The sequence below is a fragment of the Aquamicrobium segne genome, assembly GCF_042656785.1.
Lineage (GTDB): Bacteria > Pseudomonadota > Alphaproteobacteria > Rhizobiales > Rhizobiaceae > Mesorhizobium > Mesorhizobium segne.
Window position 1 is genome coordinate 1 of the sequence record NZ_JBHSLL010000062.1, and the last position, 24,180, is coordinate 24,180.

The 24,180-nt window shown below is 60.9% G+C and carries 21 protein-coding genes; 9 read left to right on the plus strand and 12 right to left on the minus strand.

The features are described 5' to 3' along the window. On the plus strand, window positions 1-211 hold a 211-nt coding region (locus ACFPLB_RS16730; protein WP_378231778.1), incomplete at its 5' end, for a transposase. A gap of 115 nt (window positions 212-326) precedes the next feature. Here ACFPLB_RS16730 and ACFPLB_RS16735 read toward each other — a convergent pair. The 8 genes from ACFPLB_RS16735 to ACFPLB_RS16770 all read right to left on the minus strand — a co-directional run bounded on the left by ACFPLB_RS16735 (window position 327) and on the right by ACFPLB_RS16770 (window position 11,604). After that, complete coding sequence (locus ACFPLB_RS16735; RefSeq protein ID WP_378231781.1) at window positions 327-1,259, minus strand: DMT family transporter; 933 nt, start codon at window positions 1,257-1,259, stop codon at window positions 327-329. Window positions 1,260-1,321: 62 nt separating this feature from the next. Then, the gene (locus ACFPLB_RS16740) at window positions 1,322-3,115 is read right to left on the minus strand and encodes a hydantoinase B/oxoprolinase family protein (RefSeq protein ID WP_378231783.1); all 1,794 of its coding nucleotides are present in this window, start codon (window positions 3,113-3,115) and stop codon (window positions 1,322-1,324) included. 42 nt (window positions 3,116-3,157) lie between these two features. After that, window positions 3,158-5,218 (minus strand): hydantoinase/oxoprolinase family protein, encoded by a 2,061-nt coding sequence (locus ACFPLB_RS16745; protein ID WP_378231786.1) that lies wholly within the window; start codon window positions 5,216-5,218, stop codon window positions 3,158-3,160. 32 nt (window positions 5,219-5,250) lie between these two features. After that, window positions 5,251-6,240 carry an ABC transporter permease gene (locus ACFPLB_RS16750; protein ID WP_378231788.1) on the minus strand — a complete coding sequence of 330 codons (990 nt, stop codon included), beginning with the start codon at window positions 6,238-6,240 and terminating at the stop codon, window positions 5,251-5,253. Continuing rightward, window positions 6,237-7,289, minus strand: coding sequence for an ABC transporter permease (locus ACFPLB_RS16755; RefSeq protein ID WP_378231790.1), 1,053 nt, complete (start codon window positions 7,287-7,289; stop codon window positions 6,237-6,239). Before ACFPLB_RS16755 ends, ACFPLB_RS16750 begins: the two co-directional genes overlap by 4 nt. Continuing rightward, window positions 7,286-8,755 carry a sugar ABC transporter ATP-binding protein gene (locus tag ACFPLB_RS16760; protein ID WP_378231792.1) on the minus strand — a complete coding sequence of 490 codons (1,470 nt, stop codon included), beginning with the start codon at window positions 8,753-8,755 and terminating at the stop codon, window positions 7,286-7,288. The genes ACFPLB_RS16755 and ACFPLB_RS16760 overlap by 4 nt, the downstream gene beginning before the upstream one ends. 141 nt (window positions 8,756-8,896) lie before the next feature. Continuing rightward, window positions 8,897-9,862, minus strand: coding sequence for a TMAO reductase system periplasmic protein TorT (gene torT, locus ACFPLB_RS16765; protein WP_378231996.1), 966 nt, complete (start codon window positions 9,860-9,862; stop codon window positions 8,897-8,899). A gap of 371 nt (window positions 9,863-10,233) precedes the next feature. After that, window positions 10,234-11,604, minus strand: a complete 1,371-nt coding sequence (locus ACFPLB_RS16770; protein ID WP_378231793.1) for an aspartate aminotransferase family protein — start codon at window positions 11,602-11,604, stop codon at window positions 10,234-10,236. A 159-nt stretch (window positions 11,605-11,763) separates the two neighbouring features. Here ACFPLB_RS16770 and ACFPLB_RS16775 point away from each other — a divergent pair, with 159 nt between their 5' ends. From ACFPLB_RS16775 to ACFPLB_RS16785, 3 genes are read left to right on the plus strand one after another with little or no spacing between them, the layout of a single operon-like run. After that, complete coding sequence (locus ACFPLB_RS16775; protein ID WP_378231795.1) at window positions 11,764-12,456, plus strand: GntR family transcriptional regulator; 693 nt, start codon at window positions 11,764-11,766, stop codon at window positions 12,454-12,456. A gap of 10 nt (window positions 12,457-12,466) precedes the next feature. Beyond that, the gene (locus ACFPLB_RS16780) at window positions 12,467-13,600 is read left to right on the plus strand and encodes an NAD(P)/FAD-dependent oxidoreductase (protein ID WP_378231798.1); all 1,134 of its coding nucleotides are present in this window, start codon (window positions 12,467-12,469) and stop codon (window positions 13,598-13,600) included. Between the two features lie 4 nt (window positions 13,601-13,604). Continuing rightward, the gene (locus ACFPLB_RS16785; protein ID WP_378231800.1) at window positions 13,605-15,017 is read left to right on the plus strand and encodes an FAD-binding oxidoreductase; all 1,413 of its coding nucleotides are present in this window, start codon (window positions 13,605-13,607) and stop codon (window positions 15,015-15,017) included. A gap of 99 nt (window positions 15,018-15,116) precedes the next feature. Here the strand turns inward: ACFPLB_RS16785 and ACFPLB_RS16790 are convergent, their stop codons facing one another. Further along, window positions 15,117-15,854 carry an SDR family NAD(P)-dependent oxidoreductase gene (locus tag ACFPLB_RS16790; protein ID WP_378231802.1) on the minus strand — a complete coding sequence of 246 codons (738 nt, stop codon included), beginning with the start codon at window positions 15,852-15,854 and terminating at the stop codon, window positions 15,117-15,119. Window positions 15,855-16,130: 276 nt separating this feature from the next. Between ACFPLB_RS16790 and ACFPLB_RS16795 the strand changes: the two genes are divergently transcribed. Further along, window positions 16,131-16,823 (plus strand): GntR family transcriptional regulator, encoded by a 693-nt coding sequence (locus ACFPLB_RS16795; RefSeq protein WP_378231804.1) that lies wholly within the window; start codon window positions 16,131-16,133, stop codon window positions 16,821-16,823. 75 nt (window positions 16,824-16,898) lie between these two features. On the opposite strand, the gene ACFPLB_RS16800 is transcribed toward ACFPLB_RS16795, so the two are convergent. Further along, window positions 16,899-18,332, minus strand: coding sequence for an NAD-dependent succinate-semialdehyde dehydrogenase (locus ACFPLB_RS16800; protein WP_378231806.1), 1,434 nt, complete (start codon window positions 18,330-18,332; stop codon window positions 16,899-16,901). Between the two features lie 231 nt (window positions 18,333-18,563). Between ACFPLB_RS16800 and ACFPLB_RS16805 the strand changes: the two genes are divergently transcribed. The 3 genes from ACFPLB_RS16805 to ACFPLB_RS16815 all read left to right on the plus strand — a co-directional run bounded on the left by ACFPLB_RS16805 (window position 18,564) and on the right by ACFPLB_RS16815 (window position 21,303). Next, window positions 18,564-19,460 carry a transketolase gene (locus ACFPLB_RS16805; protein ID WP_378231808.1) on the plus strand — a complete coding sequence of 299 codons (897 nt, stop codon included), beginning with the start codon at window positions 18,564-18,566 and terminating at the stop codon, window positions 19,458-19,460. Beyond that, on the plus strand, window positions 19,457-20,440 hold the full coding sequence (locus ACFPLB_RS16810; protein WP_378231810.1) for a transketolase family protein: 984 nt from the start codon (window positions 19,457-19,459) through the stop codon (window positions 20,438-20,440). The genes ACFPLB_RS16805 and ACFPLB_RS16810 overlap by 4 nt, the downstream gene beginning before the upstream one ends. A gap of 185 nt (window positions 20,441-20,625) precedes the next feature. Further along, the gene (locus ACFPLB_RS16815; RefSeq protein ID WP_378231811.1) at window positions 20,626-21,303 is read left to right on the plus strand and encodes a GntR family transcriptional regulator; all 678 of its coding nucleotides are present in this window, start codon (window positions 20,626-20,628) and stop codon (window positions 21,301-21,303) included. A gap of 63 nt (window positions 21,304-21,366) precedes the next feature. Here ACFPLB_RS16815 and ACFPLB_RS16820 read toward each other — a convergent pair whose 3' ends face one another. Together ACFPLB_RS16820 and recR are read right to left on the minus strand one after the other, a co-directional pair. Further along, on the minus strand, window positions 21,367-22,563 hold the full coding sequence (locus tag ACFPLB_RS16820; protein ID WP_378231998.1) for a lytic murein transglycosylase: 1,197 nt from the start codon (window positions 22,561-22,563) through the stop codon (window positions 21,367-21,369). Window positions 22,564-22,627: 64 nt separating this feature from the next. Next, entirely contained in the window at window positions 22,628-23,233 is a 606-nt protein-coding gene (recR, locus tag ACFPLB_RS16825) for a recombination mediator RecR (protein WP_378231813.1), read from the minus strand. Between the two features lie 224 nt (window positions 23,234-23,457). Between recR and phoU the strand changes: the two genes are divergently transcribed. Continuing rightward, window positions 23,458-24,171 (plus strand): phosphate signaling complex protein PhoU, encoded by a 714-nt coding sequence (gene phoU, locus ACFPLB_RS16830; RefSeq protein WP_378231815.1) that lies wholly within the window; start codon window positions 23,458-23,460, stop codon window positions 24,169-24,171. Window positions 24,172-24,180: the final 9 nt, after the last annotated feature.

Genomic DNA, 24,180 nt, shown 5'->3' on the forward strand with positions numbered 1-24,180 from the left:
CGCGCGAGGCACCGAGCCGGTGATCCCCAACAATCCAACCCGAAAGAATATCCAGCCCTTCGATGCCCAAGCATACAAGCGCAGAAACATCATCGAGCGCACATTCTGCCGCCTCAAGGACTGGAGACGCATTGCCACAAGATATGACAAGCTTGCAGTCAACTTCGCAGCAACATGCTACTTGGCCGCTATCTGCATATGGTGGTCATGATTGAGTCTCGACCCTAGAGCATCGGACCGAAAAGTGGAATCGGTTTTCGGATTATTCCGATGCTCATTCAAAGTGTTAGAGCGTCCTTTGTGCGTCCGATTGGACGCACGGCGCTCTAACGCGGCGTTCGCGACAGCGCCAGATACATGGCGGCGACCATCAGCAGAAGTGCGACCCAGAACAGCGATGCCGGTTTTTCCTGAAAGGCGACAAGGCTCCACAGGATACCGGCTGCGACCGCCAGATAGTTGAACAGCGAAAACCGCGCCGGTCCGATGCGCGCGACCAGTTCGAAGAACAGCCAGAAGAACACGGCATTGATTGCGGTGGCCAGGATAATCGGCAAAAGCCCGCCAGCCGCATCCGCTGCGGGCAGTACCGGGCTGCCCAGCGCCAGCATGACGACACCTGCCACGACCGCCGCGCCAAGCAGTGTGCCGGCGGCCATCGTCATTGACGATGCTCCCTCCGGACGCAGCCATTTGGCGCAAATATTGGCGGTGGCGAACATCACCGGGGCGGAAAGCGCGACAAGGAACCAGAACACGCCACCGTCTCCGACGACGCCAGCATCCGGCAGTGCGATCACCGCCACACCTGCCGCGCCAAGCAACATGCCTGCAAAGGTGCGGCGGTCGAAACGCTCCAAACCCGCCAGCGCGCCGATGAAAAGTGTGAGGATCGGCGACAGGCACAGCACCAGTGTCAGCACCGAAGCATCAAGATGCTGCGCGGCGGCAACCAGAATGCCAATCGGCAAGCCGACCACCAGCCCGCCCATGACCAGATAGGCCCGCAGATGCGCTGCCGAAGCGGCAAAGCCGCCACGCGCCGCCATTGCCGCACCCGCCAGGACAAGCCCGGCCAGCAGCGATTGCGCGAAGGCAAAGCCCATGGGCGGCCACAGCGCTTCGGCTGCCAGACGGTTGACAGGAAAGATGCCGCCATAAATCGCAGCGGCGAAGACGAGCAGACCGGCATCCACGAGGCGCAACCTTGCCTTGGCCTGCCTGCCTCCATCACGCACAGCTTCTCCTGCATCCGGCATGTCCCGCCTCCCTTTACCGAGTGCCATGAGGGAGGCGGTTTCCCGCCTTCCCAAAAGTGTGCTCAGGCTGCCCTGAGCGCGGCCGTGCGGGCCTCGTCGACGACCAGCAGTCCCGGTTCGTCGGCGTCCTTCAGCACCACCTTGTAGACAGCTTGCGCATCCTCGCGGCTCAGCCAGCCCCGGTTGACGGTTGCGGCAACCCGCTTGGGGTCGCGCTTTAGCGGGTCGCCATAGCCGCCGCCGCCGCAGGCGGAAAACTCGATCTTGGTGCCGGCCTTGATCGTCTCTTCGCTGAAGGCTGGCAGCACGACCCTTTCGTCTCCTGCGAGCCTGATGGTTTCGCTCTTGCCGCCATCGCCGCCGCCAAGCACGCCGCGCGGCGGAAAGCTGGTTCCGTCGGCGGCGTAGACGATGGTCATGTCGTGGTCCAGCGGATAGAAGACGCCGCCGGTCGTCGGCGCGCCTTCATACTCGCCGAAGCCTTGCGAGCCGGGCATGACGCCGCGACGTTCGATAATGATGGGATACATGGATTCGTCCACCTCGACCGAATCGAGCTGGATCAGGCCAGCATTGGCCGGGCCACAATAGGTAAGCCAGCCATCATAACCCTGACGGGCGCCGCCGCCAGCATAGCCGACGAAGACCTGGTTGACGTAGGACTTGCCGTTCTTGAATGGATCCTGACCGGAGATAACGCCAACGCCAGCGGGCAGGTGCGAACCACTCTCAGCCTGACCATAGGGCGCGCCCATGCGGGAAAATACGCAGTTGCTGGCGATCATCAGCCGGTCGTTGACATTGGTGGTAGCAACCGACGTGCCGACCGGATATTTCGGCTTGCCAACAACCGCGCCCTCGCGCATCACCACTTTGATCTGCGACTTCGCGCCCTCATTATGAGGGATGCTCTCGTCGAGATTGTTAAAGACGCCGATACGGCAGGAACCGGTCGCCGTGTTTTCCGACAGGTTCAGGCCGCCGGGCACGTTGTCAATGTTGTCGCGGATATCGACCAGGATTTCGCCCTTGTCGGGATCGACTTCGATGGTCACGCGAACGGGAATGCCCTCGTCGGCGACGCCCGGCACCGGATCGTGGCGCGTTTCGTAGCTGTAGGAACCAGCCGGCAGTTTGGCGATCGCCGCCTTGGCGCAGCGCGCACCATAGTCGAACCAGTCCTCGACAAAGCCGAGGATCGTGTCGCGACCGTAGCGCGCCAGCAATTCACCGATCCGGCGCTCGCCGGTGCGGCAGGCGCCGATCTGTGCGCTGACGTCCCCCAACCACATGTCCGGCACGCGGTTGCGCATCGAGCCGATGCGCAGAATGTCCTTCTTCTCCTTGTAATTTTCAGCGACGCGCACGCAGGGGAAGTGCAGGCCTTCCTCAAAGATGTTCTTGGCGAAAGGCAGGTAGGTCGAGGGCACCGGTGCGCCGGTATCGGCATGGTGCGATAGCGCAACGACCCAGAACAGCGGCTCACCCTCAAGGAAAACCGGCATCGCCATGATCAGGTCGGCATGATGCGTGCCGCCAGTATAAGGACAGTTGTTGAGGAAGATGTCGCCAGCAGCGATATCGTCGAACAGTTCGGTCAGCGGCCTTGTCGCCATGTCCATCGACATGACGTGGATAGGCAGCGCATCCTCGACCGAAACCAGCTTGTGATCGTAGGTCAGAATGGCGCAGGAAAAGTCGCGCGCATTCTTGATGACGGCGGAGCGGCTGGCCCGCATGACCACCAGCGTCATTTCACGCACGATGGCTTCGAAGCGGCTCTTCAGAACCGACATCAGGAAGGGGTCTACCCGCCGGCCTGCGGCGTGGAGCTCGGATTTGTTGGCAGTGTCCATGGGACTCATTCCCTCTTGCGCTCGTTTTGTTCAGGCGTTTGTTCAGGCGACGGTGACGACGAGATTGCCGTAACGGTCGATTTCGCCCTCGTGCTGGTCCTTAAGATAAGCGGTGAACGTTTCGGCCTCGACGAGGCAGGGGCCGACGACACGGGCGCCAGAGCCCAGATCGACCATTTCATAGACCGGCAGGTCCTCGACGCGCTGCCGTTCCTGATTATAGACACCGCGCTTCGTCTTTGGCTCAACCTCACCCTTGTGGGCGGTGAGCATTTTCTTCTGCCAGATGTCCTGGCCTGCACGTTTGCCAATGGCGCGCAGCTTCCACGCCGTGAACTCGACGACGTCATTGTCGGCGCGAATGGAATAGATCCGCTCATGCATCTTGTGGAAAGCCTCGACAAGCCCGGGCAGGTCGTCGGCTGAAAGCGCACCATTCGTCGTTTCGAAAGGCACCTCGATCTCGAAAGACTGGTATTCGTAGCGGCCAAGGAAGGCCAGTTCGAAGCGGCGGTCATCAGGCGCCACACCGGCTTCGGCAAGGAAGCTGTCGCCTGCCTGCCTGAGCTTGACCAGCGCCTCGTTGACACCTTCGAGGTTGAAATCGGCGTCGGAGGTCAAAAGAACCGCGCTTTCTTCGTTGCGAAGATCGGAGATCAGCCCGCCAAAGGCGCTCAGGCCAGCCATGAAGCGCGGGATCATATAGCGCTTGAGCCCCAGAATATCGGCCATTTCGGCGATGTGGATGGCGGTCGCGCCGCCGCCGCAAACGAAGAAGCTGTCGCGTGGGTTGATGCCCTCGCGCACGGTGATCTCCTCGATTGCCGCAACCATGTTGTGGTTGGAGGTGGTGTAGATGGCATAGGCCGCCGCCTCCGGCGAGATGCCAAGGCGCGAGGCCACCTTGCCGACGGCGGCCAGCGCCAGATCGCGGCGAAGCCTCATCTTGCCGCCGAGGAAATAGTCCGGGTCGACGATGCCGAGGACGACATTAGCGTCGGTCACGGTCGGCTCGGTGCCGCCATTGCCGTAGCAGGCCGGGCCCGGCCGGGCGCCAGCGCTGCGTGGGCCGACCTGAAGCAGACCACCCTCGTCAACGAAGGCGATCGAGCCACCGCCCGCGCCGACGGAGCGGACATCGACCTTGGGGATGCCCAGCGAATCGTCGTGGATCATGCTGTCGGGCGTTACGATGATCTGGTGGTCACGCAGCGCCGAGACGTCAAAGGTGGTGCCACCCATGTCGCCAACGATGATGTCGGGCTCGTCGGAAAGGGCGAGCGCCGCCATCGGCGCCAGTGTCGGGCCGGACATGACGCTGTAGATCGGCTTGCGGATCATGTCGGCCACCGGCATCATGCCGCCGACACAGTTAGCCAGCAAAAGCTCGCCATCGAAACCCTCGTCATCGAGCGCTACCGTCAGCTTCTCGATATAGGTGCGAACGATCGGATTGATGGATGCGTCAATTGCGGCGGCAATGATGCGCTTGTATTCGCGCGGCATCGGGTTGATCTCGTGGCTGAGCGTGATCGGAACGCCAGGAAGCTCTTTTTCGAGAATCTCCTTCACCGCAAGCTCATGCGCGGGGTTGACCACGGACCACAACAGCCCGACGGCCACCGCCTCCACCTTGAGGGCGCGAAATTCTTCCGCAATCTTGCGGACGTCATCGAGGGACAGCGCAACAAGTTCACGACCGCGCGCGTCTATGCGGCCACCAACCGTCTTGGTCAGGTGGCGCGGCACGTAAGGTTCGGGATAGTCGAGCCGCCACTGGAAGGCGCCTTTGCGCGGGCCTTCGCGAAGTACGAGAATGTCCTGATGACCGGCGGTCAGGACAAGGCCGACCTTGGCTGTCTTGCGTTCCACCAGCGCGTTGGTCGAAATTGTGGAGCCATGCACGATCAGGTCGATCTGCTTCATGAAGTCGGTTGCGGTGACGCCATAACCTTCGGCCGCCACCTTGAGGACATTGATGAAGCCCTTCTCAAACTCACCCGGTGTGGTCGGTGACTTGAAGATGGAGATTTCGCCGTTGGCGCTCGAGACGAGGCAGTCGGTGAACGTTCCGCCAATGTCGATGCAAACCTGATATGCCATAATTTTCCTCGAAACGGGTCTTTTGAGATGTTTCAGCGCCTGACGTGGTCGTGGCTGACGATCAGGCTGACGATGATGATGACGCCCAGACATATCTGCTGGATATAGCCGTCAATATGGACAAGATTCATGCCGTTGGAGAGCACGGTGATGAACAGTGCACCGAGCAGGGCCGCGCCAACGCCGCCTTCGCCGCCCGACAGGCGCACGCCGCCGACCACTGCCGCCGCAATAGCCTCCAGCGTGAGATTGCCGCCAAGGGTGGGCTCACCCGAGCTGGTGCGGGCGGTCAACAGCAATGCACCAAGTGCTGTCAGCCCGGCGCACAGCACATAGGCGGCCGTCAGCACAGGCATGGTGCGGATGCCGGCAGCAACCGCCGCTTTCGGGTTGGCGCCGATGATATACAGGCTGCGGCCGAAGCGCGTCGCCTTGAGTGTCAGGAGCAGCAGGAAGAAGATCAGCCCGGTAATCCAGATCGGAGCTGGAATGGACAGGAACTCAGCCTGTGCAAAGATGACGGTGAAGTTCGGCGGCAGGCCGGTCACCGGAAAGCCGCCGCTGACGGTGGAGGCAAAGGCCATCACGATATTGGCCATGCCAAGCGTCACCACCAGCGGGTTGACGCCGATACCGGCAATGATCAGGCCGTTGGCGAGGCCGATCAGGAAGGCGACAAGCACGCCCGCGCCGATACCAAAGACGATGGAGGCGTCGCCGCCGCCCATCGCGACCATGGCCATGGAGGCGACCACGGAGACCAGCGAAACGGTAAAGCCGAGCGACAGGTCGAAGCCGCGCGTCAGGATGACGACGGTCTGCGCCATGGCGAAGATGGCCAGATAGCTTGCCTGCACGGCGACATTGAGCAGGTTCCCGGGCGACAGGATGCGTGGCTCGAACAGGCCAAACAGCACAAGCGTCACCACGATCGCCAGCGGCAGGCGGATTGCCAGCAGCATTTCCATATAGGAAGGCTTTGATGGTGCACCGGCGGTGATTGTTGTGGATGTCTGGTTCATGCCTTGCGCCTCTGCAGAAGAAGCCGTTCGAGGGCGAGTGCGGCGATGAGCACCGCGCCCAGCACCAGCGTCTGGAACTTGCTGTCAACCTGGGTAAGGTTCATCGCATTGGCGATGACCGCCAGGAAAAGTGCCGCCATCGCCACATGCTCGGCCCGGCCGACCCCACCGCGCAGGGATACGCCGCCAATGACCGCCGCAGCGATGGTTTCCAGCGCCAGCGTGCCGCCGATGGTCGGCTGGCCCGACCCGAGCCGCGCCGTCATCAGAAAGCCGGTGAAGGCGGCAAGCACACCGGCGAGCGCATAGGCCACCATCAGTGTTCGTCCCGTGGCGACGCCGGAGAGGCGGGCCGAGCGCAGGTCGCTGCCAACCGCATAGATGTGACGGCCAAGGGGGGTGAAACGCTGCATGACGATGCAGGCGGCGAGAATGGCAAGCCCGATACAGAGGATCACCGGCAGGCCGAATATCTGGCCGCGCCCGACAGTGGCGATGAAGGAATCGGCGACCCCGTAGATTGGTATGCCTTGCGTGAAGTAGAGGGTGATACCCACCAGCACGGACATCATGGCAAGCGTCACCATGAACGGCGACAGGCTAAAATAGGCCACCAGCCCCGCATTGACCGAGCCGACGATGATGCCCACGCCGATGACCGCCACCAGCGCAAGCAGGATCGCCACCCATTCCATGCCTGGAAAGAAGGGGATGGCGATGAACATGACGGTGGCGGAAACCACCGAGGCTATCGCCACCACGGCGCCCACCGACAGGTCGAAGCCACCGGCAGTCATGACCAGCATCTGCGCCAGCGACGGGATCAGCAGAAGGCCAAAATTGCGCATGACATTGAGCAGATTGATCCGGTTCAGGAAGCGCGGCTCGATCAGCGCGGTTACCACGACAGCCAGGACAAGGAAGGTGATGACCACACCCCCCTGCTTCAGGAAGCGGTCGAGGCGGCCGGCATGGGAAATCCCGGTTCGATTGAGGATCACCGGCTTTTCCGCACTGGTCCCGGTTGCGGATTTGACGTTTGTATTCATGCCGTTCCCCCAAAATAATGGGGCAATATCTGTGCCTCCGAGCGTTCATTCTCACCCAGTTCGGCCACGATCCTGCCTTCGTGCATGACATAGATGCGCGAGGCCAGATTGATCAGTTCGGGCAGTTCCGAGGTAGAAACGATGACGCAGGCGCCGCCCTCGACAAGTTCCTTGATAAGATTGTAGACGTCAACCTTGGCGCCGACGTCGATGCCGACGGTCGGCTCGTCGAAAAGATAGACGTCGAAGGGCTGCATCAGGCCGCGCGCCAGCATCACCTTCTGCTGGTTGCCGCCGGAAAAGGCGGAAACCTTGCTCTCCAGCGCCATTGGCCGCAAAGCAAGGTCCGTCAGCGGTTTTCTGATCACATCGCGTTCGCGCCAGAATTTCAGGAAGGGACCGGTCGAAAGCGATGGCAGGCCGAGCGAACTCATGGTCGTGTTTTCACGCACCGAGCGGATCAGCGCCAGGCCTTCCGAGCCGCGATCGGCCGGGAAATAGCAGACCTTGTCAGCCAGCATCGCCGACGGCGACGGCCGCTCGACGACCTTGTCGCGCAATTTCACGGTGCCGGATGTAATCGGTTCAAGGCCGAATACGGCGCGGCACAGTTCACTGCGACCGCAGCCGACCAGTCCGGCGAAGCCGACCACCTCACCGGCCCTTGCCACGAATGAGGCGTCGATCACCGTGCCGCCTGCCGTCGTCAGATCGGCGATTTCAAGCCGGATATCGCCGGGCTTGTGTTCAATCTTCGGGAAGAGCTGATCGACAGGGCGGCCGACCATCATCTCGATCAGCCCTTCGTCGGAGATGTCGGCTGTCGTCACAGTGCCGATTTTCTTGCCGCCGCGAAGGACGGTGACCCGGTCGGAAAGGTTGCGAATTTCACTCATCCGGTGCGAGACGTAGATGATACCGACGCCTCGGGCCTTGAGCCTCGCCATCGCGTCAAACAACTTCTCCGCCTCACCGTCTGTCAGCGATGCGGTCGGCTCGTCGAGGATCAGCACCTGCGGATGCGTGCGCAGCGCCTTGGCGATCTCGACCATCTGCTTCTGGGCTCGGGAAAGAAAGGCCACCGTCTCGTCCAACGGCACATGAAAGCCGAGTTCGTCGAGGAGTTCGCCAGCCGCGCGGCGCATATCGCTGCGCTTGAGGAACGGCCCGCGCGACTGTTCACGGCCGAGGAAAAGATTTTCCAGCACCGTCAGGTCGGGCACCAGGCTGAATTCCTGAAACACGGCGGCGATGCCGATTTCCCGCGCAACCTGCGGCGTCAGGTGAGAAAGTGAATGACCATGGACACTATAGGCCCCTTCGGTCCATGGAAAAGTGCCGGCGATAAGATTGATAAGCGTCGATTTGCCGGCGCCGTTTTCGCCGAGCAGCGCGTGCACTTCACCTTTTTCCAGCGAGAAATCGACCTTGTCCAGCGCGACGATCCCGCGGAACCTCTTCGTCATTCCTGAAACTTGCAGCATCTTGTTACAACGCTCAAAATCGCCGCCAGGGGAATCCGACCGCCTCGACGGAGGCGGCCAGACTTGAGAGTATCGCGACGTGGAAACGGCTGGGAAGACGGGCCTGTCGGCCCGTCAGTTTACTTACTTGACCGAGAATTCCGGCCTGTATCCATCCGGCGCAAAGATCTGTGTGGTGTCGATCTCCTCGACATTGTCCTTGGTGACGATACCCGGGGCAACCAGAAGGACTTTCTCATAGTCCTTCTTCTCAAGTGCGCGCACGGCGAGATCGACACCGACGCGGCCCATGATGACCGGATATTCGGTGGCGAAGCCGAGCACCGAGCCATCCTTGACCGCTTTCAGCATGGTCTGGTTCTCATAGGACGATATGATGGTGATGTCGCTAAGGCCGGCATCAGCAACGGCGCCAATGGCCGCCTCGGCGGTCGGCGCGCCGCCCCAGATGACATTGACGTCCGGATAGGTCTGGAGCGCATCCTCGACAAGCTGCAACTGGGCGGGAACGCTTGCTTCGCCGAACATTTCCGCAAGCAGATCTATGTTGCCGGTCTTGGTGCTGTCGCGGAAACCGTCCATATAGGTCTCGGCCCAGCCGCTTCCCTGCGGGCCGGGGAAGGCAACGGCCGTACCCTGCTTGTCACCCAGATATTTCTTGACGTATTCGCCGGTCTGGAAGCCCTTCTGGTAGAAATCGGGGGTGATGCGCGCGGTGATCGGCGTCTCCAGAATCGGGTTGGCGACAGCGACATTGACGATGTTCTTGGCCATGCCTTCGCCGATCTTGGCGGCGACACCGGCTTCGGAGATGGGCGAGATCAGAATAGCGTCGGCGCCCGAGGCCACGCAGTCGTCATATTGCGAAATCTGCTTGGGCAGCGCGGTATAACCGCCCGCCTGGAACACGGTGACCTTCACGCCAAGGCGCTTGGCTTCCTCGATGATGCCGTAATTGACGGAAACCCAGTAGCTGTCCTGCAGATGTGGGAAGAGCACGCACAGATTCCACGGCTTCTCCGCCTTTTCGAGCGGCGTATATTCGATCTCCTGAACGTTATTCAGGTCGCCATCCTTGGCGGAGGCGATCTTGAAGGGCCACTAGTCGGCGGCCTGCGCCGCCGCTGCCGACATCATCGTGGCCGAAAGAGCCAGAACCAACGCTTTCTTGAACCCGTTCATCCGAACAATCTCCCATATGGTTGAACAAACCGCCCCCTCCGGGCGGTTACAGTTGGTGGTAACGCCGATCGATCACCCCGATCCAGATCGCGCTATTGTATCCAATGCAGATACCGTCCTCCTGAAAAGGGCAGGCAATGGCATACTGAAGGTGATTATGTATCCAGTCGACGTTTCTTGGCAAATACAATCTGCGCGATGCAACGTACATCATATATGTTATGTGTCAAGATAAAGCGCCATCAAGACTCGACCTGAAAGCTGCCGCGAGCGCCGCGTCAGCCTTTGACCTGGACGGCAGCGGCGTCGAGCGCACGCTTGACCACGTCGACGAGGGTATCCACCTGCGCCTCGGTGATGATGAGCGGCGGGCAGAAGGCCAGCGCATCGCCCATATTGCGGGAGATGACGCCGTTCTGACGCAGCAGGTCATTGACCAGCGCACCCAGCGCGCCAGCTTTGCCCCATGGCGCCTTGGTCGCCTTGTCGCCGACGAGCTCGATCGCCGCGATCATGCCAACGCCCCGCACCTCGCCGACAAGGTCGTGCGAGGCGAGTTCGCCCAGACGCTCCTGCATATGGCCGCCGACCCGGCGCGCATTGCCGACGAGATCGCGTTCCTCGATGATATTCAGGTTTTCCAGCGCAACCGCCGCCGCCACCGGATGACCGCCGCAGGTGAAGCCGTGGCCGAACGTGCCGATACGGTTGCTTTCGTCGGCCAGGGGCTCAAAGACGCGCTCGTTGATCATCAACGCCGAGATCGGCTGGTAGGACGACGAAATCTGCTTCGACATGACCATGATGTCGGGCCGCATATTGAAGGTCTGCGACCCGAACATGTTGCCAGTGCGGCCGAATCCGCAGATCACCTCGTCGGCGACCAGCAGAATGTCGTATTTGGCAAGCACTGCCTGGATCTTTTCCCAATAACCGGCCGGCGGGACGATCACGCCCCCGGCACCCATAACCGGCTCACCAAAGAAGGCGGCGATCGTCTCCGGCCCCTCGGCCAGAATCAACTGTTCGAGATCGTCTGCCAGGCGCGTGGAGAACTGCTCCTCGCCTTCACCGGGCAGCGCCTCACGCCAGTAGTGCGGCGAGGACGTGTGCAGCACATTGGCAATCGGCAGATCAAAGGAAGTCTGGTTGTTGGGAAGGCCGGTCAGGCTTGCCGAGGCGATGGTCACGCCATGATAGCCGCGCTGGCGGCTGATGATCTTCTTGCGCTGCGGCTGACCGAGCGCGTTCGACCGATACCAGATCATCTTCATGGCCGAATCATTGGCTTCGGAACCGGAATTGGTGAAGAACGCCTTGCTCATCGGCACCGGCGCCATCTTGACGAGTTTTTCGGCAAGATCGACCAGCGGGGAATGCGATTTGGACGAGAAGCTGTGATAGTAAGGCAGCTTGGCGAATTGACGGGCGGCCGCATCGACCAGACGCTGCTCGGAAAAGCCGACTGCGACACTCCACAGCCCTGCCATCGCCTCGATATAGCGGTTGCCGGCATTGTCCTCGACATAGATGCCGTCGCCCTTTTCGATGATGACCGGACCGGTTTCCTGATGCTTGCGCGCATCGGTATAGGGGTGCAGGTGATAGTGAATGTCGCGAGCTTCAAGCGAATTGGGTTGAGCGTCCATGATGATTCCTGCCTTGCGTCCGATGGGATCCGACCTGCGTGACGGCTGCGAAGCCATGCTGTACAGGTCTTCTCTTGCATTTTCTGTCTTGATGCATCATGTTTCTTATAAGTTATATTGTCAAGCCCGTTATTGGGCGTTTTGAGGGGCGCAGCCGGAATGAATGAGCGGACGCAGCCACAGTTCAGCCTGGACGCGATCGAGAAAGAAAATCTCGGCGAAACGGTCTATACGCGCCTTGCCGAGGCACTATCCAGAGGCCGGTTCGCCCCGGATGCGCGGCTTACCATCCGCGACCTCGCCCAATCGCTGGGAACCAGCGTAACGCCCGTGCGCGACGCCATCCTTCGCCTGATCCAGGACGAGGCACTGGTGCAAAAATCGCCGCGCGAGGTCCACGTGCCCGTCATTACACCGCAGCGCTATCGCGAAATCCGCCAGATCCGCATCAAGCTCGAAGGGCTCGCAGCGCGCGAAAGCGTGCTGAAAGCCGGTCCTCAGGACATCGAGCACCTGCGTGGCCTGATTGAGCGCAACGAACTCGCCATTGCGCAAAAAGACTGGGTCGAGGCGCTGGAACTCAACCAGACCTTCCATTTCGCCCTGGCCGAGATCGCCGACATGGCGGTGCTGCGCGGCATTCTCAACCGGTTGTGGCTACAGATGGGACCGCTGATCGCAGAATCCTATCCGTTCGGCGGACGCGTCATGATCGACCACCATTATGCGATCCTCAAGGCGATCGAGGCCGCCGACCCCGATGCAGCCGAGCAGGCAATCGCCAGCGACATCGGCGACGCCGGCATGCTCATCTTTGAGCGCCTGACGGCGCGCCACGGCACCGGCAACTAGGCGGCATATCATGGATCAGGTCGATTGCATCATCGTCGGGGCGGGGGTCGTCGGTCTCGCCATCGCGCGGGAACTTTCCGAACGCGGGCTGGAAGTGCTGGTCCTCGAAGCCGCCGACGCAATCGGCACCGAGACCAGTTCGCGCAATTCGGAGGTGATCCATGCGGGCATCTATTATCCGGCCGGATCGCTGAAGGCCCGGCTGTGCGTGGCCGGGCGCGATATGCTCTATCGCTATTGCAGCGAGCGCGGGGTGCCACATGCGCGATGCGGCAAGCTGATCGCCGCCACCAGCGCGGAACAGGAACCGGCGCTGGCAACTATCACGGCCGCGGCAAGTGCTAACGGCGTCGGCGACCTTATGCGGCTTACCGCTGACGAAGCACGGGCGCTGGAGCCAGCGCTTCACTGCACCGCCGCACTTTTATCGCCAGCCACCGGAATTATCGACAGCCACGCCTTAATGCTTTCCCTCCTCGGCGATGCGGAAAACAGCGGGGCAGCGCTCAGCCTTTCCACGCGCGTGGTTTCGGGGCGCGTAGAGCCCAGCCGGATCGTGCTGCAAACACTCGACGCTGGCAGCAGCGAAGGTTTTGAGATCGCGGCGCGCCATGTCGTCAACGCAGCCGGTCTTGGCGCCGTCGCCTTGGCCCGCTCGATCCTAGGCCTCGACGCCGCCTTCGTGCCGACGCTCTACTACGCCAAGGGAAATTATTTCTCGGTAACGGGGCGTGCGCCTTTTTCGCGGCTGATCTATCCGGTGCCCGAACCGGGCGGTCTCGGCGTCCACCTTACGCTCGACCTTAATGGCGTCGCCCGTTTTGGCCCCGATGTAGAATGGGTGGACGAAACCAACTACCGGGTCGATCCTTCACGCGCCGACCGCTTCTATGGCGAGATTCGCAAATACTGGCCTGCCCTTGCCGATGGCAGCCTGCAGCCAGCCTATAGCGGCATTCGCCCAAAACTGTCGGCGAAAGGCGAGCCCAATGCCGACTTCGTCATCCAGGACGGCTCAGTCCACGGGATCGAAAGTCTGATCAACCTGTTCGGCATCGAAAGCCCGGGCCTGACCTCCTGCCTGGCGATAGCCGACCATGTCGCGCAATCCATTGGCATCCCGCACCCCAACATCGAGAAATAAGTCCATGCCAGACCTGCAATCCTTCGATGCCGCCATGCGGGAATGTCTTGGCGAGCGTGGGTGGCTGACAGGCCCGGAAGACGCGGCCGCTCAGTCGCGTGACTGGTTGAACCGTTACGGCAAGCCGCCGCTCGGGCTTGCCCGCCCTACATCGGCCGATGAGGTTGCGGCGGTCGTGCGCCTGTGCGCCGCCCATGACGTGCCGGTCGTGCCACAGGGCGGCAATACGGGTCTCAATGGCGGCTCGGTGGCAACGGGCGACGGCAGCGTGATCGTCTCGCTCGCTCGCATGAACCGCATCCTGTCGGTCGATTCGGTCGACTTCACCGCAACCGTGGAGGCCGGTGTGGTGCTGGGCGCACTGCATGAGGCGCTCGCCGACCGGGACCTCGCCTTCCCGATGCATCTGGGGGCAGAAGGCAGCGCCCAGATCGGCGGCCTGATCGGCACCAATGCCGGCGGCAGCCATGCCATGCGCTTCGGCATGATGCAGGATCTGGTTCTCGGCCTCGAAGTGGTGCTGCCCGACGGCACCATATGGGACGGCGCACGCGCCCTGATCAAGGACAATGCCGGTTATCAGTTGCGTCGCCTTCTCTGCGGTGCGGAAGGTACGCTCGGCATTATCACCAAGGCGGTTCTGCGGCTTTTCCCGGCGCCGTGCGGACGCTCTGCCGCACTGCTGGCACTGGCGGATTTTGAGGCCGCGCAGCGGGTCGGCGCGCTGCTTCGCGCCCGCACCGGCGAATTTCTGGCCGCTGTCGAATTCTTCGGCGAGTTCGGGCTGTCGCTAGCGCTCGATCATGTCGAGGAATTGGTGCGACCGCTCGAAACGGCGGGGCCGGTCTATGTCCTTGTCGAAATCGCCAGTTCCATTCCCGGTATCGCCCTCGACGACATATTGGAGAACGCGCTGGCTGCCGCCTTCGAACAGGGCGACGTGCTGGACGGTACCATCGCGGTAAGCGAGGCCCAGCGTGCAGCCTTCTGGCGGCTGCGCGAGGAGATGCCGGAAGGCCAGCGGCTCGAAGGCCGCCAGATCAAGCATGACGTTTCTGTTCCGGTGGCGCGGATCGCCGCCTTTATCGCCGATGCCTCACGTGCTGCCAAGACGGTCATGCCGGGCGTACGCATCAATCCGTTCGGACACCTCGGCGACGGTAATATCCACTTCAACCTGTCGCCGCCGCAAGGCCATGACGATTTTGACGGGTGCGAAATGGCGCTTTCGCAGGCAGTCTACGAGGCAGTCGTGCAGCATGGCGGCTCCATCGCCGCCGAGCACGGCCTTGGCCAGGCCAAGATCGAACTGGCGGACCGCTTCCGCAGCAAAACCGAACGGGCCCTGATGCGCCGCATCAAGATGACGCTCGATCCGCACGGCATCATGAACCCGGGCAAAGTAGTGAAGATTTAAAACCTGTCTCCCGAACTGGGAACCAGTTTCGGGATAAAGACATGCGTAAAAACAAAAGCTTAAAGCGGGTCGCGTGAATCTGAAAGATTGCGACACGCTTTAGCTGACCGAAGGCGTTTCGGGGGTCATGAAGCCAGCCGTCTCGCCGCCATCGACGCTCATCGCCACGCCGTTGACGAAACCCGCCGCCGACGACAGCAACCATGCCACGACTTCAGCAACGTCTTCCGGCGTGCCGAGCCTTGCCGCCGGTATGCGGCTTTCCAGCATTTCGCGCCGGCCCGGAATGGCCAGCGTCTTCGCCATCATGCGCGTGGCGATCTGGCCAGGACATACCGCATTGAACCGTACCTCCGCGCCATATTCCAGCGCCAGCGCCTGCGTCAGTCCGATAAGCGCCGCCTTGGAGGCGGTGTAGATGGCAAGCCCCTCCTCGCCGACCAATCCGGCGATGGAGGAAACCGTCACCACCGCACCCCTGCCCGCACGCAGGCCCGCCAGCGCATGGCGCGTGAACAGATAGGCCGAGGTGGCATTGACGCTGACGATCCGGTTCCAGTCGGCCAGTGTCGAATCCTCAAACGCTATCCGCGCGCTGACGCCCGCATTGTTGACGAGACCGGCAATCCTGCCCGCGCCGATCTCAAGGGCCGCATCGACAGCGCGCCGACAATCCGCTTCGCTGGTCACGTCTCCTTCGACGAAAACTGTTTGCGGAACGGAAGCCGTCACGGCTTGCGCCGCTTCTTTGTCGCGGCCGGTGAATACCACCTGCGCGCCGTCCGCCGCGAGACGCGCCACGCAGGCCGCGCCAATGCCCTGCGTCCCGCCCGTCACCAGAAAAACGCGTTTGTTCCGTCCCGCCGAATCGCCGGTTTCCTGGCTGACCATATTCTCCTCCTGATATTTGTATGCGATATTGGATACAATTTGGCGATCATACCCGGCATATCTGGCTATCCCAATGGATCATTGTATAGTCATGGATACATTTTAGAAAATGAAGTACCCCTACGAGAAACTTCCCATGGTTCCGTGGCTGCATTCCGTTTCCCTGTAGCCCCGGAAGGCTCTAACATCGTTTTTGACATCGACATGCGAGGATGACAGACCATGCCCGACAAAAGCGCCCGACGCGGCAATGGAGCCGACCATACCGGCGACAGCGTCGCCCTTGCCAGCGGCCGCATCACCGATGCACTGCGCGAGGCGATCCTGTCGGGACGCCTGAAGGCGGGCAGCCGGGTGCGCCAGGCAGAACTGGCCGAGGAATTCGGCATTAGCCGCATCCCGGTGCGGGAGGCTTTGCGGCAGCTTGAAAGCGAGGGGCTGATGATCCTGGTGCCCAACAGCGGCGCCTGGGTCTCGAAGCTCGACCGTGACGAGTATATCGAGATCTACAAGGTCCGCGAGCGCCTCGAACCGCTCGCCATCTCCGAAAGCAGCGCCCGCCTCGCTGCCGAGACGATTGAGCGGATGGAGGAACTCATCCTCCAGATCGAACAGACCAACGATCCGGACGACTTCCTGCGGCTCGACCGGGAATTCCACCTGCTCAGCTACGAGGGCGCGAACATGCCGCAACTGACGCAGATGATCCACCGTTTCTGGAATTCGACGCAGCAGTACCGGCGCGCCTTCACCGCGATTGCCGGGCAGGACGGCATGGCGGCCGTCCATGCCGAGCATCGTCTCATCCTCGACGCCCTGCGGCGGCGCGATGCCGAGCAATCGGCGCTTATCCTCTACGGTCATATCAGGCGCACACGGCTGCAACTGGAAAAGCACCCCGAAATCTTCGCCTGAACGCTACACCCACAATGGGCCATCGGCAATGATCCTGTCATCGCCGACGGGCGCTATTTGTGCTCACAAAACGCTCTAAACGCCCGCCTGGCTGATGAACTTCGTGACCAGATAGGCTTCCAGCGCCTCCGTACCGCCTTCGGAGCCATAGCCGCTGTCCTTCACCCCGCCAAACGGAACTTCGGGCAGCGCCAGGCCGAGATGGTTGATGGTCAGCATGCCCGTTTCGATCTCGGAGCCGAGATCGGTGGCGGTCTTGACCGATCGGGTGAATGCATAGGCGGCAAGCCCATAGGGCAAGCGATTTGCCTCCGCCACCACCTCGTCGAAGGTGGCGAACGGCATGACCAGCGCCACGGGGCCGAACGGCTCCTCATTCATGATGCGCATGTCGGGCTGAAGGCCGCTCAGCACTGTCGGCTCGAAGAAGGCGCCATTGTTGCTGACCCGCTTGCCGCCGGTTTCGAGGGTCGCGCCGTCCGCCACCGCTTCCGAAATCAGTGCTTCGACCGCCTGCAACCGCCTTTCGTTGATGAGCGGTCCCATATGGGTGCCCTCGGCCAGCCCGTCACCCACCTTGACCTCGCGGGCATGGTCGACGAGCTTGTCGACGAATTGCGCATAAGACTTTTCCTGCACCAGAAAGCGCGTCGGCGACACGCAGACCTGGCCGCCATTGCGGAACTTGGCCGCGGCAAGCAGGCGGGCGGCGGCATCGACGTCGGCATCGTCAAACACGATTGCCGGTGCATGGCCACCCAGTTCCATCGTGGCACGCTTCATGTGCTGCCCGGCAAGAGCTGCCAGATGCTTGCCGACGGGCACCGAACCGGTGAACGACACCTTGCGGATCACCGGATGCGGAATGAGATATTCGGAAATCTCCGGCGGATTGCCATAGACCAGATTAAGCACGCCGTCCGGCAGGCCGGCCTCCTTGAAGATATCGGCAAGGCAGGCTGGCGAGGCAGGCGTTTCCTCCGGCGGCTTGACGATGATGGAGCAGCCGGTGGCCAGTGCGGCACCGATCTTGCGCACGGCTTGCGATACCGGAAAATTCCACGGCGTGAAGGCGGCGACCGGACCGACCGGCTCCTTGGTCGCAAGCTGGTAGACGCCCTCGGCCCTGGCCGGAATGATACGGCCATAGGTGCGGCGGCCCTCCTCCGCGAACCAGTCGAACAGGTCGGCACAGCCATTGACCTCGGCCAACGCTTCGACGGTCGGCTTGCCCTGTTCCAGCGTCAGAAGCTCGGCAATCGTTCCGGCCCGCTCGCGGATCAGCCGCGCCGCCTCACGCAGCACTTTGCTGCGCTCGAAAGCGGAGACCTTGCGCCAGACCTTGAAGCCGCGCTCCGCGGCTTCAAGCGCACGGTCGAGGTCGGCCTTGCCAGCACAGGCTACCTGGCCGAGCACCTGGCCGGTCGCCGGATTGAGGACATCGAGCGTCTTGCCATCGGCCGCAGGGCTCCAGGCGCCATCGATGAAAAGTCTTACTTGCGGATACATGGTCTGTTCCTGTGCAATGGATTTATCGGAATTCGGCACGGGTCGGCAACGAGCCGGGCTAACAAAGAGCAACGCTGCCGCCAGTTCGCCAGACCTGATGATGGACGCGGGCGCTGTGGAGCATTTGCTGTTTCTGCCGGGTTCGAGCTTGTCCCTGACAGCTTTATCCAGTAACTTATAAGTTATAAGTTGTCGAGTATCGAACTCGCTTACACCAACAGGAGAACAGGAATGGCGTTATCCGGCGCAACATCATGGCCGAGCAATTCAACGCACCACGGAGCCATTTCGGAGGAAGAGGCCGAACGGCTGCGCGAGCGGGCGCTGTTCGTGCGGCTGGAGACGATCCGGCTGATCTCCATCGCCAAGGTCGGGCACTATTCTTCCGTGTTTTCCTGCGCGGAAATCTTTTCGACCCTCTATTATGACACAATGTCCTTGCGCCACGGCGAGCCCGGCTGGCCGGACCGCGACCGTTTCCTGATGGGCAAGGGCCATGCCGCCGTGGGCCAGTTCCCGATCCTTGCCGATCTCGGCTTCTTCGACAAGGCATGGCTGGACGACTATACGCGGCTCGGCAGTCCGCTCGGCGATCATCCCGACATGCGCAAGGTTCCGGGCGTCGATTTCAGTTCGGGTTCGATCGGCCATGCGCTGTCCAACGGCGTCGGCATGGCGCTCGGGGCGCGTTTCCAGAAGCAGGACTTCAACGTCTTCGTACTGTTGGGCGACGGCGAGATGCAGGAGGGGCAGGTCTGGGAAGCGGCGATGAGTGCCGCCACCCACAACCTCAGCAGGCTGGTCGCCATCATCGACCGCAACGGCTACCAGCTCGACGGCAAGGTCGACGACGTTGCGGCGGTCGAACCGCTCGACGAGAAATGGCGGGCCTTCGGCTGGGAAGTCCATGAGGTGGACGGGCACGATGTGGTGGCGCTCGCCAATCTCCTGCGCAGGGTCAAGGCCGACAGCGCCCGCAGCAAGCCGTGCTGCATCATCGCCCGGACCGTAAAGGGCAAGGGCATCGACTATATGGAAACCGAGCCCGGCTGGCATCTGGGCTATCTGGCGCCCGACGACGAACAACGCGCGCGAAAAACCCTTCTTGCCGACGCAGGTGCAGCATGACCCACAACCTTCACCCCGATTCCTGGCAATACCGCGCCCTCAACCAGCGTGCACCTTCGCTGGCGACCCTGTCCGACACCCTGATCGAGCTTGCCGAGGCCGGCCATCCGGTGGTTGCCGGTACCGCCGATCTTCAGTACTCCAACGGGCTGGTCGGGTTCGCCCAGCGCTTCCCGGAACGCTTCACCCAGTTCGGCATATCTGAACAGAACATGGTTTCGGCTGCCGCCGGCATGGCTACAACCGGCGTGATACCCTATGTGGCGACTTTCGCGTCTTTCCTGGCGCTGCTGTGCTGCGAGCAGATCCGCATGGATGTCGCCTATGGCGCCCAACCAGTGCGGCTGATTGGCCATCACACCGGCATTTCGCTCGGCTTCTACGGCACCTCCCATCATGCCACGGAAGACATCGCCATCATGCGCAGCATCGCCGACCTGACGGTGGTTTCGCCCGCCGACGGGCCGCAATTCGCAGCCGCACTACGTGCCTCGGTGAACTATGCCCAGCCGATCTATTTCCGCATTTCGCGCGGGCATGACCCGGTGGTCTACGCCAAGGACGCTCCGTTCGAATTCGGCAAGGCCGTTATCCACGACATCGGCGATGACCTCACCATCATCGCCACCGGCATGCCGGTTCATCCAGCACTCACAGCAATGCGGGCCTTGCAGGCAAAGGGCCACTCTGTCGGGCTAATCGACATGCACACGATCAAGCCGCTGGATCGCGAGGCGATCATGGCGGCTGCCCGCAGGTCGCGGGTTATCCTGACCGTCGAGGAACACACGATACTAGGCGGGCTCGGCGGCGCTGTCGCCGAGGTTCTGGCTGAGGAGGGCGGCGGCACGCGGCTGGTTCGTCACGGCATCAAGGACGAATACAGCCTGATCGGACCGCCGACCCATCTCTACCGCCACTACAAGCTCGACGCCGCCGGTATCGAGGAGGTGGCGCTGGCGCTGCTGGACCGGGCTTGAGGCTGGCTTAACCTTGTTATGCAAGTTAATCCTTGCAGAATCGGTGCGGGGATACTGACGCTAGAGCAACAGGCATTCTGACGAACGCGGCTTCCGCTGCTCCAGCTTCTTTTTTAGTCGCATTGTTGCGACGTCAGACGATTCCGTCTGATTGCAAAATGCTCTAGAATTGAGAGGAAACGACCGTGAATATCCAGCCGCTCGAACAAGGCAATCTTTCGGCCCGCGCCTACATCGCCCTGCGTGAAGGGCTGATAGCGGGTCAGTTCCGGCCCGGCCAGCGGCTGGTGATGCAGGACCTTGCCGACCAACTCGGCACCAGCGTCACCCCGGTGCGCGAGGCGTGCCAGCGGCTGGTCAGCGAGCGCGGGCTGGAACTGCGCTCGGGTCGCTTTGTCACCGTTCCGGCAATGACGCTTGCGCGCTACATGGAAGTTCGCACGATCCGGCTCGCTCTCGAAGGACTGGCGACCAGCCTGGCTGCCGATAACGCCACCGAAAGCGACATCGACAGGCTGATCGAAATCCAGACGGTGTTCAAGGAAGTCGATCACGCCGGCGATCCCGAACAGGCATTCCGCTACAACCGCGACTTCCATTTCGCCGTCTACCAGCTCTCCGGCATGGAGATGCTGGTCGCCCATATCGAAAGCCTGTGGGTCTCGATGGGGCCGATGCTGACGGTGTTCTTCAAGGAAGGCGAGCACAAATATATCGGTGCTACCGAGCATCAGCATGTGATCTCGGCCCTGCGGGAAAAGAACCCGGCCAAGGCGCGCACGGCAATGGAACGCGACCTGATCCTCGGCGGTGAGGATTTTCTGCGCTTCCTGCGCACGCATGAGGAATTCGCGGTTACATAAGAATTCAAACGGGAGGCAAATTCGTACAGGAGACAAGCGGCAAGGTGCCAGACCCGTGCACCATTATTTCAAGGTGCGCACCAGCGCTGCATCGGGAAAACAAGTGGCCTTGCGTCCGTTTTTTGCCTGCCAGTCGCCAATGGAGCGCCGTGTCTTGAAGCCGGGCAGCCCATCAGCGCCGCCGACATCATAGCCCTTGCCTTCCAGCGCTTTCTGCAAAGCGGCGATATCAGAACGGTAGAGCTTGTCGAGGGCACCCCAGCGGCCCGCAAAACTCTTGTCGCCATAGGCAATGCGATCACCGACATGGCCGATAAACAGCGCATAAAGATCGCTCATATTATAGTCTTTGAGGACATAAAAATTAGGCGTGACGATAAAGGCCGGTCCGTTGCGTCCGGCAGGCATCAAGAGAAAGCCTTGCGCTCTGGCCTCATGTGCCGGAAATGGTTTGCCATTGACCCGCCTTATACCCATTTGCACCCATTGCGCGATTTTCTGGCCGCGGTCAGGCCCTTCCAGCGCACAGGACACATTTTCAGGAACAATCACCTCAAAACCCCAGTCACGGCCCTTTTGCCAGCCATGATGGTCAAGATAATTGGCGATCGAGCCAAGCGTGTCGGGCACTGAATTCCAGATGTCGGCCCGGCTGTCACCATCCATATCGACGGCATGTTCCAGAAAGGACGAGGGCAAGAATTGCGGCTGGCCGAGCGCTCCTGCCCATGAAGATTTCATCGCAGCCCGGCTGATAGCACCACGCTCAAGCATGGCAAGAGCCGCCAGCACCTCCTTGCGGAACATATCCTTGCGGGTAGCCATGAAAGCCTTGGTGCCAAGCACTTCAAAGGCATTATGGGGAATTTTGGCAGCGCCAAAACCGGATTCACGACCCCAGATCGCCAGTATGATGGAGCCAGGCACACCAAAGCGCTGCTCTGCTGCCAGCAATGCGCGGGCATGGGTGCGGGACCGGCTACGTCCGCCAGCCGCAAGCGCCCCAACCGTCTTTTCCGCAAAATAAGCACCGGGCGCGCCAAATTCAGCCTGATGCTGGGCCTTTGGTGTTTTTGGCTTTTGACCCGGCATAACCAGATCAGGCAGTTTGAGATTAGGTTTTACGCCTGCAAAAGCAGCCTCAAAAGTCTTTTTTGAAATGCCTTGCGCCTTTGCCTGTGGCCATAAATCATTGGCCAGCCAAACACGGAACTGTTCATCGACCGAGGCAGAAAAAATATTTGAAACAGACAAAACCATCGCCAGAATTCCAGCAAGGAAAATAATGGCTCCACGTTTCATGGCAAATGCCTTCCGCTTGAATTCAAAATAAGGTCCGCGATCGCAGTGCCGCCGTCAGCGTGCCTTCATCCAGATAATCCAGTTCACCACCCACCGGCACACCATGGGCAAGGCGTGTCACCTTCACCTCAAAGCCGGAAAGCTGGTCGGTCAGATAATGGGCTGTGGTCTGGCCCTCCACCGTAGCGTTAACCGCAAGAATGACCTCTTTCACATCGCCCATCGCCACCCGGTCAACCAGCGAGCGAATGTTCAACTGGTCAGGGCCGACACCATCGAGCGGGGAAAGTGTGCCGCCCAGCACATGATAGCGCACATTCATAGCTGAAGCCCGCTCCAGCGCCCACAGGTCTGAAACATCTTCAACTACGATCAGGGTCGAACCATCGCGGCGCGGATCACTGCAGATGATGCAAGGGTCGCTTGTATCGACATTGCCGCAGGCAGAGCAGACGCGCACCTTGTCCAGCGCCTCACCCATGGCGCTTGCAAGCGGTCCCAGCAATTGTTCTTTTTTCTTGATGAGATGAAGAGCCGCACGCCGCGCAGAACGCGGCCCAAGCCCCGGCACTTTGGCCAGAAGCTGGATCAGGCGTTCAATTTCAGGACCGGCGATTCGCTTGGACATGGTGGGCTTTTAGAACATTTTGCCGCCAGATGGAAAATGATCTAAAATCTGTCTCCCGAGCTTAGAGCATTTTGTGAACGCAAATGGCTTTGCCGGGCGCAATACAGATGCAACCATGACAAATATCCAGGTTAAATTACATCTTTCATTCAATTGTCATGCGAATGGCGTAACGGCAGGGAAAAGAGGCTGGCGAAAGCAGGGCAGCCATGGAGGTTTTACACATGCAATCCTTGCATATTGTCAGCTCCTATGACGATGAGCTGAAACAACTGTCAAAACACATCGCCGCCATGGGCGGTCATGCCGAGCGCATGATCGAGCAAGCCATTGCAGCTCTGGTTGCCAGCGACACCGATCTTGCACGCAAAGTGATCGAAGCTGACCTTGCTCTCGATCAGGGTCAGCGCGAAGTTGACGACAAGGCAATTCTATTGATCGGCAAGCGCCAGCCTATGGCTTCCGATCTGCGTGAGGTGATTGGCGTCATCCGCATTTCGGCTGATCTTGAACGGGTCGGCGATCTTGCCAAGAACATTGCCAAGCGCGTGGCTTCGGTGGGAGACAATCTGCAACTGGCTTCGCTTTATCGCGGGCTGGAGGCATTTGCCCATCTGGCCCTGACCCAGCTTAAGGAAGTGCTCGACGTTTATGCGTCACGTTCGGTCGAAACGATCAGCTTTGTGCGCGACCGCGACGACCAGATCGACGCCATGTATACATCGCTGTTTCGCGAGCTTTTAACCTATATGATGGAAAATCCGCGCAACATCTCGCCCTGCACACATTTGCTGTTTTGCGCCAAGAACATTGAGCGTATTGGCGACCATGCAACCAATATCGCTGAAACTATTTATTATATTACCACGGGAGAACAATTGCCGACAGAGCGCCCCAAAAGCGACAAGACCGACCAGATTGTTATTTCCGCCCAATAAGAAGCGTGA

Bases quoted from the DNA above. Each gene is read 5' to 3' on its own strand.
- ACFPLB_RS16745 (WP_378231786.1), bottom strand. From the start codon at position 5,218: ATGGCATATCAGGTTTGCATCGACATTGGCGGAACGTTCACCGACTGC.
- ACFPLB_RS16800 (WP_378231806.1), bottom strand. From the start codon at position 18,332: ATGTATCCGCAAGTAAGACTTTTCATCGATGGCGCCTGGAGCCCTGCG.
- ACFPLB_RS16740 (WP_378231783.1), bottom strand. From the start codon at position 3,115: ATGGACACTGCCAACAAATCCGAGCTCCACGCCGCAGGCCGGCGGGTA.
- ACFPLB_RS16820 (WP_378231998.1), bottom strand. From the start codon at position 22,563: ATGGTTTTGTCTGTTTCAAATATTTTTTCTGCCTCGGTCGATGAACAG.
- ACFPLB_RS16805 (WP_378231808.1), top strand. From the start codon at position 18,564: ATGGCGTTATCCGGCGCAACATCATGGCCGAGCAATTCAACGCACCAC.
- ACFPLB_RS16760 (WP_378231792.1), bottom strand. From the start codon at position 8,755: ATGACGAAGAGGTTCCGCGGGATCGTCGCGCTGGACAAGGTCGATTTC.
- recR (WP_378231813.1), bottom strand. From the start codon at position 23,233: ATGTCCAAGCGAATCGCCGGTCCTGAAATTGAACGCCTGATCCAGCTT.
- ACFPLB_RS16750 (WP_378231788.1), bottom strand. From the start codon at position 6,240: ATGAACCAGACATCCACAACAATCACCGCCGGTGCACCATCAAAGCCT.
- ACFPLB_RS16795 (WP_378231804.1), top strand. From the start codon at position 16,131: ATGCCCGACAAAAGCGCCCGACGCGGCAATGGAGCCGACCATACCGGC.
- ACFPLB_RS16735 (WP_378231781.1), bottom strand. From the start codon at position 1,259: ATGCCGGATGCAGGAGAAGCTGTGCGTGATGGAGGCAGGCAGGCCAAG.
- ACFPLB_RS16770 (WP_378231793.1), bottom strand. From the start codon at position 11,604: ATGGACGCTCAACCCAATTCGCTTGAAGCTCGCGACATTCACTATCAC.
- ACFPLB_RS16810 (WP_378231810.1), top strand. From the start codon at position 19,457: ATGACCCACAACCTTCACCCCGATTCCTGGCAATACCGCGCCCTCAAC.
- phoU (WP_378231815.1), top strand. From the start codon at position 23,458: ATGCAATCCTTGCATATTGTCAGCTCCTATGACGATGAGCTGAAACAA.
- ACFPLB_RS16780 (WP_378231798.1), top strand. From the start codon at position 12,467: ATGGATCAGGTCGATTGCATCATCGTCGGGGCGGGGGTCGTCGGTCTC.
- ACFPLB_RS16785 (WP_378231800.1), top strand. From the start codon at position 13,605: ATGCCAGACCTGCAATCCTTCGATGCCGCCATGCGGGAATGTCTTGGC.
- ACFPLB_RS16775 (WP_378231795.1), top strand. From the start codon at position 11,764: ATGAATGAGCGGACGCAGCCACAGTTCAGCCTGGACGCGATCGAGAAA.
- ACFPLB_RS16755 (WP_378231790.1), bottom strand. From the start codon at position 7,289: ATGAATACAAACGTCAAATCCGCAACCGGGACCAGTGCGGAAAAGCCG.